The organism is Pseudoalteromonas sp. UCD-33C (assembly GCF_001306895.1).
Taxonomy (GTDB): domain Bacteria; phylum Pseudomonadota; class Gammaproteobacteria; order Enterobacterales; family Alteromonadaceae; genus Pseudoalteromonas.
On record NZ_LJTB01000001.1, the window covers coordinates 431,509 to 445,004 of the forward strand.

Consider the following 13,496-nt stretch of genomic DNA (forward strand, 5'->3'; position numbering starts at 1 on the left):
ACTTGATGCTAATGCAAGCACTTATGCGAAAAGCTAAAAATACGGTAAGATAACGCTAATTTTATTTAATCTTGAAGTTGTTATGTTTGAAACTCAGCATCTACAAAACACCACCCTTTTGTGTCACCCAGCTTATAAAGATGAGCTCACGCAACAGTGGTTCGATGCCAATTATTGGCAACAACAAGATAAAATAGTTGGCGCAAAAAAAGGTCGCGCAACAGCATGGTTTTTTAAACATCAACAGCTTACAGGCGTTCTGCGTCACTATTGGCGCGGTGGGTTAGTAGGTAAGTTACTGAGCGATCAGTACCTATATGTTGGTTTAAAACAAACTCGTGTCTATAAAGAGTTTACACTGATGATGCGTTTGCTTGAGCTTGGCCTGAATGTACCTACACCTATTGCGGCAAAAGTGACCACCCGAGGCTTAATCTATCGCGGCGATATCATTACTGAGGCAGTGACAGGCGCAAAAAGTGTGTTAGATATTTTAATCACGCGCCCACTTAGCCAATCTGAGCTAAAAGCGATAGCTGTCACTCTCAGCGAGTTTCACAATCACGGCGTCTATCACGCAGATTTAAACATCAACAATATCTTGTTCGATGATTCAGGGAAGGTGTTTATCATCGACTTTGACCGCGGTGAAATCAAACAGCCACATGCTAGCTGGCAAACAGAGAACATTAAGCGCCTTGCCCGTTCGTTTGCGAAAGAGCAAGGCCGTAACGAAGTGATGCATTGGCAACAAAGTGATTGGCAGTCACTGGTGTGTGACTACCAAGCATTGCTTAAGACTTAATTTTGCTAATTACGTTAGAAGTTGAGCAACCATTAAGAAACTCAAGTACTTCGACTTTTCCGCCATGGCGTAGAACATGATCGGCACCAGCAATTTGGTCAACGGTGTAATCACCGCCTTTAACCAGTACATCAGGGCTAATTTGCTCAATAAGCTTAGCTGGCGTGTCATTTTCTTCAATGCTGCCAAATGGAATAACCCAATCAACTGACGCAAGGGCACTTAATACCATGGCACGTTCATCCAGTGGATTAATTGGTCTTTCTGGACCTTTTAAGCGAGTGATTGATTCATCATTATTTAAGCCAACAACCAGCCTGTCACCTCGTGCTTTAGCCTGTGCTAGGTAGCGCACATGGCCTGCGTGAAGAATGTCAAAACAGCCATTAGTGAACACTATTTTTTCACCATTTTGCTTAGCAAACTCAATGTGCTGAAGCACATCTTCAAAAGGCGTTTGGTAATGCTCGCCGGTTTGCTGTAAATATTGACCAAGCTTACGGCTCAACTCTTCTGGCGACACTGTTGCGGCCCCCAGTTTACTCACCGCAATTCCGGCAGCAAGGTTGGCAATTTCAACTGCATCTTTTGCAGCCATACCCGCACCAAGCATCACTGCAAGCGTCGCGATTACGGTATCGCCGGCGCCAGTAACATCGCTGACTTCAAGTTGTTGGGCTGCAAAATCATGCTTTTCTGCTTGGCTAATTAACGACATGCCCTGCTCTGAGCGCGTTAATAGCATCGCTGCAATACCAGCCTCATTGATTAGATCACGAGCGCTTTGGGTTAAGCTATGCTCAGAATCAGTTTTACCACCAGCAAGTTTAAATTCGTTTAAATTAGGTGTTATATAATCGGCACCTCGGTATAAGCTTAAATCAGATGATTTAGGATCAATAAGAACCGTTTTACCCGCTTTCTTTGCAACCTGAACCATTTGTTGAATTAAGCTCAGTGAGCCTTTGTTATAGTCAGAAAACAACACAAAATCGTAGTCATTTAAAACCAGCTCTAAACGGTTTAATAACAGTTGACTGTGTTGCTCAGTAAAGGCCTCTTCAAGATCAAGACGCACAACTTGTTGATGGCGGCTGATTACTCGCATTTTAGAAATAGTCGGTAAATCGCAAACACTCACTAATTGCGAATCAATTTTTTCTGAACTTAAAATTGTTTCGAGGATTTGCCCACTTTCATCTTCACCAACTAAGCCTAGTAGGCCCACTTTACCATCTAAACGGGCAATATTTTTTGCAACGTTTGCTGCACCACCGGCTTTGTCTTCAAACTTACTGACTTTTACAACAGGTACAGGGGCTTCAGGCGAAATACGACCTGAGTCGCCATGCCAGTATCTATCTAGCATGACATCACCAACGACTAAAATACGCGCCTTTGAAAGGTTTTTTAGTAACGCTAAATCCATTACTTTTGCTCCGCTACAACCATATCGATGGCTTCGCATAACCAATGCCCGATAAACATGTGCGCCTCTTGGATACGCGCGGTTTCATCATTTTTAATAATAATAGGTAGCTTAGCGATATCTTTTACCTTACCACCATCTCGACCTGTTAATGCCACAGTAAAGGCGCCGATTTCATTTGCCGCTGCCAGTGCTAGGTTGATGTTAGGGCTAGTACCTGAGGTGGTTAAACCAATCACCAAATCTTCAGGTTTACATAACGCCTGCACTTGTCGCTCAAATACAGTATCAAAATGATAGTCGTTACTGTGAGCGGTTAAAATTGAGGTGTCTGTTGTTAATGCGATAGAAGCAAGTGGGCCGCGCTCCAATTTATAACGCACAACAAACTCTGCAGCTAAATGCTGCGCATCAGCCGCGCTACCACCATTACCAAACCAAATAACCTTACCACCTGCTTGCAAAGCACTGTGGCAAGCTTCAAGTAGTTGCATTACTTCAGGATGGTAGGTTTCCATCGTTTCAAACAACATTTGATGACGATTTAAACTTTCGAGGTAGCTTGCCGCTACAGAATCAAGATTAGACATAAATATTCCTTAAAAGTATTAACGGCTTGCTTACCAAAAATAGGCAACAGATAACCAAGTATAGTTATCGCCAAATACATCTTCACCATAGGTAAGAGTTGTCTCTAATGTATGCTCGTCTAATTGACAAGTGTTACTTAATTGAAGTTCAATAGCATCATCATATTCGTAGTTAAAACCGGCGCTAAAGTTACTTTCATTGCTAATACTTGTTAATTTGGCTTTCCAAAAGGAGCTTAGAGACTCAGAGAAAGTAAACTCTAATACATTTACTTCCGATGGTGTACTATCGCCGAATAAACGCTGATCTGCAGCAAAGTGGCCAATAACATAACCATTCACAGTATTACCAAAGGTCGGGTAAATGTAATTTTTATACCAGAAACTATGCATACTAGTATGCTCAAAACGCAATGATACATTATTTGTTAACCTAGGAAGGAAAAGACCTAAACTATATGCAATATTCCCAAACTGGTAATTCTGGTGCTCTTTTGTATCTTCTCCACCATACTCAAAATAGAGCTCAGTTGGTAAACCCCAATCAAATTTTAATGTACTTGTAACCGATGCTATTTGGTCACCAAGCTCATTATCTGCCCCACCAGCTAAATCTCCATTATCATTTCCGGCGGGATCAAAAAATGCATCAAATACATCACCAGCATCTACTTTACGAGGCCCACCGCCAAATTGCATCATACGATTGATACCAATTTTCCAACCTTCAAGAGGCTCAATACTAAAATGCGTTCCTGCAAGCTTTGGTGTACCACTATGAAGTTCACCTTGATAAAGAATACCATTATCAACATGTTCTAACTCTGAATAATACAATTCAAAATCAAAATTCCACCAGTTATGGGCAGGCTTTACCATGCCAATCGAAATAGAGGGTGCAGTTTTAGCGTTGGTAGAAATGATTTGCGCAGAGTGCTTAAAGGGCGAGAACCAGTGTTCTTTATAACCAAGATTTAACTGCAAATCTTCACCGGCAAAACTGATAAACGAATTGTAATTTACAAACTTATTTTCTTTAGCTCGATAATCAACACCAACTTGTACTAGCGTATAATCATTGGCACGCCAAATACCTTCGAAAAAGCCTTGTCCCCACTCATCAGAGCTGAGTCCGCGTTGATTAGCAATTTTCTTTGAATTATCTGTATCCACTTGTAATTTTACACCGACACGAGTCACTGCATCATTACTTTGATAGGGTTTGATTTTAAAGCGAATAGCGGCTGCTAACTCAGGCTTTTCCTTTTCAAGCACCAAAAGCGCTTTCTCAACTTCTGCTAAACGATAGGGTTTAGTCATAGGTGTGCCAAAGGTTAGTGCAAACAAAGTATCTAATTGATGATCTAGCTGTGCATCCATGCCAATAGGTAAGTAGGGGGTTGGTGTTGCAAATAAAGGCATTGAGCAACAAAAAAAAGCACCAATTACCGAGGCTTTTATCATTTTAAATTTCATAACTGCTTCGTTGATTTCTTAAGTAACCGAAATATTACCAAATAACCCAGAGCGAAACACTTAAAACTCTTTAAGATAACCGTTTTTAACATTTTATATTTAGATCGCGTATGTTCCACGCTATCATAACGTTTTACCCATTTAGGCTAAGCAATGGCGCGCATTTTATACTCTTTACTTTTATACCTACTAAGTCCACTGGTTGTTTTTTACCTGTATGTTTTACGTGGCAAAAAGAATAAGGGTTACCGTGAGCATTTTGCTGAGCGCTTTGGCTTTTCGAACTTATCTCATCACGATGTTGTTTTTCATTGTGCCTCTGTAGGGGAAGTGTTAGCGGCAACCCCGCTTATTAAGGCTGTTCAATCAGAAAATCCAGCGCTTACTATTTTAGTAACCTGTAATACCCCAACAGGTCGCGAGCAAATAAAAAATAACTTTAAAGATGCGGTTAGCTGTAGTTATTTACCGATTGATTTTTTCTTCGCTACCAATCGATTTTTAAAACGTATCAAGCCAAAGGTACTGTGTATTTTAGAAACTGAGCTTTGGCCAAACCTTATGGCGCAAAGCAACAATTACGGCACAAAAGTACTTGTTTTAAATGCCCGACTTTCAGCTAAATCACAGCAAGGCTACCAAAAGGTAATGCCTTTAACTAAGGTGATAATGCGGTCAATTAGCGACTTGGCCAGTCATAATCAAGATGATGCCAAACGTTTTATTGAACTTGGTTTAAAACCTGAAAAGGCACGCGTATTTGGCTCAATTAAATTTGATATCACGCCTACAGAAGAGCAATTAAATAAAGTTTCAGTACTAAAAAAACAGTATAACAACGAGCGCTTTATCTGGGTTGCAGGCTCCACTCACCCTGTTGAACATGAGCTTATTTTAACTGCTCATGAAAAGCTGTTAAAAGCGTTACCCCACGCACTTTTGATTATTGCTCCACGTCACCCAGAGCAATTTGATAAAGTCGCTGAAGTTTTAAAAAGCTCAAATTTGAGCTTTAGCCGTCGCAGTGAAGATAACTATAACAACCAACAAGTTGTGTTAGCTGACACGTTAGGTGAGTTAAAATGCTTATATGGTGTGGCAAACATCAGCTATGTTGGTGGTAGTTTAATCGAGCGAGGCGGCCATAATCCGTTAGAGTCAGCAGCGTTTTCTGTTGGCGTATTAGCAGGTCCTCATACCTATAACTTTGACCATATTTATCCTGAGCTGATTAGTGCTCAAGGAGCTAAAACCGTTACCGATGAAAATCACCTTGCTGACACACTTATCGCTTTGAGTACTGATGTACAAAAGACGATTAAGCTCGGTCAACAAGCTGCGAAATGCGTTGCTAACAATCAAGGCGCTATCAGTAAAACGGTTAATTTAATTGAGCTTTACTTAGAAAAGTAAGATAGAAAAGTAAAATAGAATAGAGAAATAATGTGACTTCAAAGCAAGCGATGAATCGCCCAGAAATACAAATGCGCGAATGGGTATCAAGCGTAATCGTAAAATACAATTTCTGCCCGTTTGCCCGTAAAGAAGTTGAAAGCAATTGCATTCATTATCAAATCAGTCAGTCTATTACGCTTGATGATGCAGTAATGGATATGCTTGAGCAATGTAGCGCGTTAGACCAACAAGCAGAGCGCGAAACCACTTTATTAATGTTTGAGCAAGGCTTTAAGGATTTTGAAGAGTTCTTAGATTTAGTCGATTTAGCCAATGCGCTTTTAGCTGCGCAAGGCTATGAAGGTAAGTATCAAATAGCCAACTTTCATCCTGACTATGTGTTTGCTGATAGCGATGACAGCGACGCTGCAAACTATACGAATCGTGCACCTTACCCAACACTGCATTTGATCCGTGAAGCCAGCATGAGCGAAGCGTTAGACAGCTACGATGAACCCGAATCGATCCCAGAGCACAACATTAAACTAGCAAGACGCAAAGGCATCGACTTTTGGCAGCAGCTGCTGCAAAACTGCATCGATAAGCGCTAACACCTACCGGCGTTTAATAGATAAAAAGCCAGCAATGCTGGCTTTTTATTTTTTATAGCTATTAAATTTAGTGAGTTATTTTTTTACCCACTCACCGTTCACTTCAATGTAGTGACCCGGCTTAGTTTTTTCGATAGTTTTAGCCGCAGCAAGGGCTTCAACTTGTGCTAACGAAAGGTTGTTCTTTTTCGCAAGTTTTAAATATTGCTCTTTACGCTTTGCATTAATTTCGTCAACGACCGCTTTTGCTTCGCTGTTATTAACCACTAAACCTAAATAGCCTGAGCTGTCTTCACCCACTAAACCTTGGCTCTTTGCATCATCAAGGCTGATAGCCCAAGCAGAGAAAGATAAACAAACAGCACTGATCAAGGTGATCACATTTAGTTTTTTAAGTTGTAATTTACGCATGTGTGCTCCTTAGAATAATTCGCTGTCATCACTGAATAAGGTATCAAGTTCTTTATCCACTTTTACGCGGATCTCATGGTCAACTTTTACATTTAAGTTGATTGTAATCGGCTCTTTTGCTGCCACCTCAACACGGTGAGTACAGGCACTCAGCATGCCTACCGCCGTCAGCATTACTAACCACTTAGCCATCATTGCTTCCTTTTTTTGCATACTCTTTCTCAACTTTTTGAGTAATTTCATCACTTAAACGCAGCGCTCTAAGCAAGGTAAATACATTCTCTTCATGGTTATAATTAAAGTTCACTGCTTGCTGCTGCGCTTCATTATAACCCTCTAAATTAACACCTAAATGTAACCAACCATCTGGTTTGAGGTTAACACTGCTACGTAGTTTTTTAATATCTAAATTCTCAAGTAAACTCAGCGTTGTGCTCAGCTCCTGTTGCTGCGCTTTTACAGCTTCAAAACCTGCATTATTAGTAATCAGTAATTTACCATCACCTTGATTAACTAGCTGCCCTTGCTTTACCTCTATGCCCTGTTTGCTTATAACAACAGGTAAGGTGCCTGCTAAGCGCCCGCTTAAGCTAATGCCAGACTCAGCATCAAGGGTGACCAATTTGCTGGCATCAATATTTTCAAACTTAACAGTCGCGGTTTGGTTATCACTGAGTGGGCAGTACTTATTTACCACAAATGCGCCGCCCATAACCTGACCAGTTAAATTAGCTGCGCAAGGCTGATTAGCCGTTACCTGCAACTGACCTTGTATATTTTTGACCACGGCACCAGCGCGCAGTTCATTGAGTGTAAATTTAGTCGCTGCAATATTAAGCTGGCCTGAATTAAACGTGCCGTTCAAATTCACTGCAAAATCATTCGCTAGATAATCATTATAAAGCGCACTAAGTTTATCTATCTGCAAATTGCCCTGTGCTTGTTGAAGATTTACATCCCCTTTTATATTGCCCGAAACGACTCCGTCGGTGACTGTAGCAAGCGGCTCAAACTGAGCAATTATTGGGTTAAGTTTGGATACTGCTTGCTCTGGTATCACCAACTCAAATGGATGCGCAACCTCAGACATATGATGACTGACAAGCGCTTCAAAGCCATCTGCAAATACATGATGCGTTGCCTGCAAGGCGCGGCTTTGAAGAGCCTTTGACACAACAGACAACTTATTTAAGCTAAGCTCTGCTGTTGATAATTTGGCGGCAGTGGTTTTGGCATCAATATCAGCAAATAATTCCCCCACACTGAGGTCTGTACTAAGGGTTAGCTCATTACTTATTTTTACTGCATTCATATCATCATAATTTAATGATTTAACCTTGCTATTGGCTTTAACAACGAGGTGCTGCTGGGCATTATACTCAGCGTCAATCGCGCTGCTAAAATCAGCTAACTGTGCACCTGATATTAGCGCATTTTTAGCACTGATATTGGTATTCAGTTTAGCTGTAGGACTAGTAAATAACTCATCGATATCTAGCTTTCCTTTAGCCCCAATACCCTCAACCAGAGCACCGTCAGCCTGAAAATCTAAAAATGCTGGTAATGACTCCACCGACAGTTGAAAATCAGCGCTAACGCTGCTTTCATGCAAATGCGCATTGAGTTTAAGCTCATCTATATCTTTACTATTAAAATCAATGCTAACTTGGCTATTAAGTGATGCGAGCGGCTCCAGCAAAGAAAGGCTCGTATTACTGACTGTCACCTCACTTTGCCCTTCTGTAGCTTGCAGCTTTACAGTTGGGATTGATAGCAGCTCACCTTCTACACTGACTGGTTTTTCAATGTGTAACTGCCAAGTAAGCGGTAACTGCGCTTCAATAAATGATTGATGCTGTTGATCTGCTATGGTGTTTAAGCAATCTCGGTTTGCGCTAAGCTGATTTTGTAAAGCTGATAAATCCGCGTATAAGTGCTGTTGATTTAATTGATACTTAGCACTCATTTGCCCTTCACTGGCAAAACCTAATTCGCACTCCTTTATTGCATGCTGATAACTTGCATTAATTGAGCTTTCAATTGCAACTGTAATTCCATCAAACTTAATCTGTGACTGAGTGGTAAAATGGCTGCTTGTTGGCAATGTTACGAACCGCTCAGCCACTTGCTCATCAAACGTGATGTTGGCTTTGACTTCATAATTAGATATTACAACGTCAGCATTGAGATCCCGCGAAATCGTAAAATGATTTAGGCGCTTTTCTTGTATCTCCAGCCTAACAGGGGTGTCGGTAAACGGTGAGACTACATCAAGTTGCTCAATTCGAATTAGCGGCCTTTGCTCGGGTAATACCAAGGCAAGCTTTTTAAATTCAGTTTTTGAAGCGTCAGGTTGTTGATTATTAGTCTGATTGCTAATTATAAGATTGGCTCGAGAAACACTAACCTGTTGCTTGTTAGCAAGGATGTCAGCTAACTCTATTTGCTGCCCTTGATAAGTTAAGCATAATTTCTCAATATTCAAATCAAGCTGGCGAGTTAATGACCAATCAATGCAGTGAAGCTCGGCGCCATTTTTACTGAGCATAGGCGTTAAATACCACGATGTCAGTGGTAATCTGAAAAGATACGCCAACAACACCATGCTTAGCACGATACCTAGCAACCCAACACACGCACGCTTAAAACTCAAAAAACTCTCCTTGCTTCTCGCTTCTCGCTTCTCGCTTCTCGCTTCTCGCTTCTCAGATCATTATAAACAAAAAGGCCACACATGATAGTGCAGCCTTTTTAGTTTAAACGGTTTGTATGAACCTAGCTTGTATAGCTAGGCACATAATTAAGTTCTAGCCAACGTTTTTACGAGCGTTGCGGAACATACGCATCCATGGGCTATCCTCAGTCCACTCATCTGGGTGCCATGAGTTAGCAACAGTACGGAATACACGCTCTGGGTGCGGCATCATAACCGTTGCACGGCCATCAGTTGAGGTAATACCTGTGATACCTTCTGGCGAGCCATTCGGGTTAGCTGGGTATTGCGTTGTTGGGTTACCGTAGTTATCAACAAACTTCACTGCCACAGTACCTGATTCAAGCGCTGCTTTAACTGCATCACCGTTTGCGAACTCAGCATGACCTTCACCGTGAGAAACAGCGATAGGCATACGTGAACCTGCCATACCGTTAAAGAATACCGATGGGTTTTCTTGTACTTCTACAAGGCTAAAGCGAGCTTCAAAACGCTCTGACTTATTCGTTACGAAACGAGGCCAGTGCTCAGTGCCCGGGATCAATTCTTTCAATGTTGAAAGCATTTGACAGCCATTACACACACCTAAGCTGAATGTATCTTCGCGGTGGAAGAAGCTTTGGAACTGCTCACGCGCCATCTCATTAAATAAGATTGACTTAGCCCAGCCTTCACCTGCACCTAATACGTCACCGTAAGAGAAACCACCACATGCCACTAAGCCTTTAAATTGCTCAAGTGTTAAACGACCTTCAAGAATGTCGCTCATGTGCACGTCAACCGCAGCAAAACCTGCACGGTTAAATGCCGCAGCCATTTCTAAGTGAGAGTTAACGCCTTGCTCACGTAGAATCGCCATTTTCGGCTTCGCACCTGTTGCAATGTAAGGCGCTGCAACATCTTCGTTTAAGTCAAAGTTTAGTTTTACATTAAGACCAGGGTCTTTTGCGTCAAACTTAGCGTCAAACTCTTGCTTAGCACACTCAGGGTTATCGCGACGTGCTTGCATTTGGTAAGTTGTTTCTGCCCACATAGTACGAAGCTCAGTACGCGTGTGGTTAAGAACCACATCATCACCACGAGTGAATACCACACGATCATCAGCGTTTAGTGCGCCAATTTCATGGCTGATAGCTGCTAAGCCATGGTCTGCAAGAACGGCTTTAACTGCGTCTAAGTCAGCGTTTGCCACTTGGATAACCGCACCTAGCTCTTCATTGTAAAGCGCTTCGATGTCTGAACCTGTTAAGCCAGCAAGGTCAACAGTAACACCCGTGTGACCAGCAAATGCCATTTCAGCAACCGTAGTGAATAAACCACCGTCTGAACGGTCATGGTAAGCAAGTAGCTTGTTATCAGCAACAAGCGCTTGCATTGCTTCGTAGAAGCCTTTTAATAATACAGGGTTATCAACGTCAGGCGTTACATCCCCTAGTTGCTTATAAACCTGTGCAAGGCTTGATGCGCCCATACGGTTTTGACCCGCACCTAAATCAACTAATAATAGTGATGACTCACCTTTATCAGTACGTAGCTGTGGCGTTACGGTTTTACGCACATCTTCAACACGACCAAAGGCAGTAATGATCAATGATAATGGTGCAGTAACCGATTTTTGCTCGCCGTTTTCATCCCATTGAGTTTTCATCGACATTGAGTCTTTACCCACAGGAATAGTTAAACCGAGCGCCGGACAAAGCTCTTCACCTACCGCTTTTACAGCTTCGTAAAGACCCGCATCTTCGCCTGGGTGGCCTGCTGCAGCCATCCAGTTTGCAGATAGCTTGATATTTTCAAGGCCACCAATGTTCGCACACGCGATGTTCGTTAGTGACTCAGCCACAGCTAAACGAGCAGAAGCACCGTAGTTTAAAAGTGCAGCTGGTGTACGTTCACCTAATGACATTGCTTCACCGTGGTAAGTATCAAACGCAGCGGCTGTTACCGCACAGTTTGCTACTGGCACCTGCCAAGGACCTACCATTTGGTCACGCGCAACTAAACCCGTTACCGTACGGTCACCAATGGTGATTAAGAATGTTTTCTCAGCAATCGTTGGTAAGCGTAATAAACGCTGTGCAGCGTCTGCAGCATCAATGTTAGCAACGTCTAATGGTTGAGATTGCGCTTTTTTCGATTCAACTTCACGATGCATTTTTGGTGCTTTACCAAGTAAAACATCAAGCGGAAGATCAACTGGGTTGTTACCGAAGTGGCTATCTTCAACCGTTAAGTGACGCTCTTCTGTTGCTTCACCAATAACAGCGTATTCTGCACGCTCACGTTTACAGATTGCTTCGAAGCGCGCGAAGTCTTCTGCTGCAACAGCTAATACGTAACGCTCTTGAGATTCGTTACACCAAATTTCGTGTGGTGCCATACCCGGCTCATCGTTTGGAATGTCACGAAGTTGGAATTTACCACCACGACCACCGTCGTCTACAAGCTCAGGGAATGCGTTTGAAAGACCACCTGCACCCACATCGTGGATGAAAGCGATTGGGTTTGCATCACCTAGCTGCCAACATTTATCGATAACTTCCTGACAACGACGTTCCATTTCTGGGTTTTCACGCTGTACCGATGCAAAGTCTAAGTCTTCGTTTGATTGACCTGAAGTCATACTAGACGCAGCACCACCACCAAGACCGATGTTCATTGCCGGACCACCTAGTGCAATTAGCTTAGCACCTACAGGGATTTCACCTTTTTGAACATGTTCAGAACGAATGTTACCTAAACCACCGGCAAGCATGATTGGCTTGTGGTAACCACGTACTTCTTCACCGTTATGGCTTGATACTTTCTCTTCGTATGTACGGAAGTAACCAAGTAAGTTAGGGCGACCAAACTCGTTATTGAATGCCGCGCCACCTAATGGACCTTCAGTCATGATATCAAGTGCATTAACGATACGACCAGGCTTACCGAAGTCTGTTTCCCATGGCTGCTCGTAACCAGGAATACGTAGGTTAGATACAGTGAAGCCAACTAAACCAGCTTTAGGTTTAGAGCCGCGGCCTGTTGCACCTTCATCACGGATCTCACCACCAGAACCTGTTGATGCACCTGAGAATGGCGCAATCGCTGTTGGGTGGTTGTGAGTTTCAACTTTCATCAAGATTTCGATGTTTTCTTGATGGTACGCGTACTCACCTTCAACATTAGGGAAGAAACGACCTGCTAACGACCCCTTCATTACCGCTGCGTTATCTTTATATGCAGATAGTACGTTTTCAGGGTTTTGCTCGTAAGTGTTTTTGATCATTTTGAACAATGATTTTGGCTGTTCGATGCCATCAATTGTCCAATCGGCGTTAAAGATTTTGTGACGACAATGCTCAGAGTTTGCTTGCGCAAACATGAATAATTCGATGTCGTTCGGGTTACGCCCTAACTTTTGGAAGTTTTCTACCAAGTAATCAATTTCGTCATCTGCAAGCGCAAAACCTTGCTCAACGTTTGCTTTAGCAAGCGCTTCACGGCCACCACCTAAAATGTCAACTGATGACATTGGACGCGGCTCATCGTGACGGAATAATTTAGCTGCATCAGCCATATCCGCGTGCGTTGCTTCAGTCATACGGTCATGTAATAACGCTGCAACTTCAGCTGTTTGCTCAACTGATAAATTACCTTCTACGTAGTATGCAATACCACGCTCAACACGGTGAACTTGGCTTAAGCCACAGTTATGTGCGATGTCAGTTGCTTTTGATGCCCAAGGCGAGATAGTACCTGGACGCGGCGTTACAAGAATTAACGTGCCAGCAGGGGTATGCTCAGCAATTGTTGGACCATAAGTAAGCAGTTTTTCCAGCTTGGTTTGCTCATCAGCTGAAAGCTCGGCTGTAAGATCAGCAAAATGCATGAACTCAGCATAAACGTCAGTGACTGGAAGTTGTGCCTGTTGGCAACGCGCTAAAATTTTCTGAACTCTAAAATCGGAAAGTGCTGGTGCACCACGAAGGATCAACATAGGTATTTTCATCCGGGGTTAGGGATTGAACGATATTTTAGGCGCATATTATAGTGCAAATAACGTCTAGATTTAACTCAAAATTAC

General features: G+C 42.5%; 10 protein-coding genes. 3 read left to right on the top strand and 7 right to left on the bottom strand.

Features of this window, described 5'->3' with window-relative positions; genetic code table 11:
• The first annotated feature begins 82 nt into the window (after window positions 1-82).
• Window positions 83-805, top strand: a complete 723-nt coding sequence (locus AOG26_RS01885; RefSeq protein WP_054560967.1) for a 3-deoxy-D-manno-octulosonic acid kinase — start codon at window positions 83-85, stop codon at window positions 803-805.
• Here AOG26_RS01885 and hldE read toward each other — a convergent pair.
• From hldE to AOG26_RS01900, 3 genes are read right to left on the bottom strand one after another with little or no spacing between them, the layout of a single operon-like run.
• Complete coding sequence (hldE, locus tag AOG26_RS01890; protein WP_054560968.1) at window positions 795-2,234, bottom strand: bifunctional D-glycero-beta-D-manno-heptose-7-phosphate kinase/D-glycero-beta-D-manno-heptose 1-phosphate adenylyltransferase HldE; 1,440 nt, start codon at window positions 2,232-2,234, stop codon at window positions 795-797. The two genes, AOG26_RS01885 and hldE, sit on opposite strands and share 11 nt — an antisense overlap.
• Window positions 2,234-2,824: a D-sedoheptulose-7-phosphate isomerase gene (locus AOG26_RS01895; protein WP_054560969.1), complete on the bottom strand. Its 591-nt coding sequence runs from the start codon at window positions 2,822-2,824 to the stop codon at window positions 2,234-2,236. The genes hldE and AOG26_RS01895 overlap by 1 nt, the downstream gene beginning before the upstream one ends.
• 30 nt (window positions 2,825-2,854) lie before the next feature.
• The gene (locus AOG26_RS01900; protein WP_054560970.1) at window positions 2,855-4,300 is read right to left on the bottom strand and encodes a capsule assembly Wzi family protein; all 1,446 of its coding nucleotides are present in this window, start codon (window positions 4,298-4,300) and stop codon (window positions 2,855-2,857) included.
• 153 nt (window positions 4,301-4,453) lie between these two features.
• On the opposite strand from AOG26_RS01900, the gene waaA reads away from it, so the two are divergent.
• Entirely contained in the window at window positions 4,454-5,713 is a 1,260-nt protein-coding gene (waaA, locus tag AOG26_RS01905) for a lipid IV(A) 3-deoxy-D-manno-octulosonic acid transferase (RefSeq protein WP_054560971.1), read from the top strand.
• Between the two features lie 50 nt (window positions 5,714-5,763).
• Window positions 5,764-6,306 carry a DUF1415 domain-containing protein gene (locus AOG26_RS01910; RefSeq protein ID WP_054561196.1) on the top strand — a complete coding sequence of 181 codons (543 nt, stop codon included), beginning with the start codon at window positions 5,764-5,766 and terminating at the stop codon, window positions 6,304-6,306.
• A 75-nt stretch (window positions 6,307-6,381) separates the two neighbouring features.
• Here AOG26_RS01910 and AOG26_RS01915 read toward each other — a convergent pair whose 3' ends face one another.
• The 4 genes from AOG26_RS01915 to purL form a co-directional block, all read right to left on the bottom strand.
• On the bottom strand, window positions 6,382-6,717 hold the full coding sequence (locus AOG26_RS01915) for a YdbL family protein (RefSeq protein WP_054551056.1): 336 nt from the start codon (window positions 6,715-6,717) through the stop codon (window positions 6,382-6,384).
• A gap of 9 nt (window positions 6,718-6,726) precedes the next feature.
• On the bottom strand, window positions 6,727-6,909 hold the full coding sequence (locus AOG26_RS01920) for a YnbE family lipoprotein (protein WP_054551055.1): 183 nt from the start codon (window positions 6,907-6,909) through the stop codon (window positions 6,727-6,729).
• Complete coding sequence (locus AOG26_RS01925; RefSeq protein WP_054560972.1) at window positions 6,902-9,370, bottom strand: intermembrane phospholipid transport protein YdbH family protein; 2,469 nt, start codon at window positions 9,368-9,370, stop codon at window positions 6,902-6,904. Before AOG26_RS01925 ends, AOG26_RS01920 begins: the two co-directional genes overlap by 8 nt.
• Window positions 9,371-9,524: 154 nt before the next feature.
• Window positions 9,525-13,409, bottom strand: coding sequence for a phosphoribosylformylglycinamidine synthase (purL, locus tag AOG26_RS01930; protein WP_054560973.1), 3,885 nt, complete (start codon window positions 13,407-13,409; stop codon window positions 9,525-9,527).
• Between the last annotated feature and the right edge of the window lie 87 nt (window positions 13,410-13,496).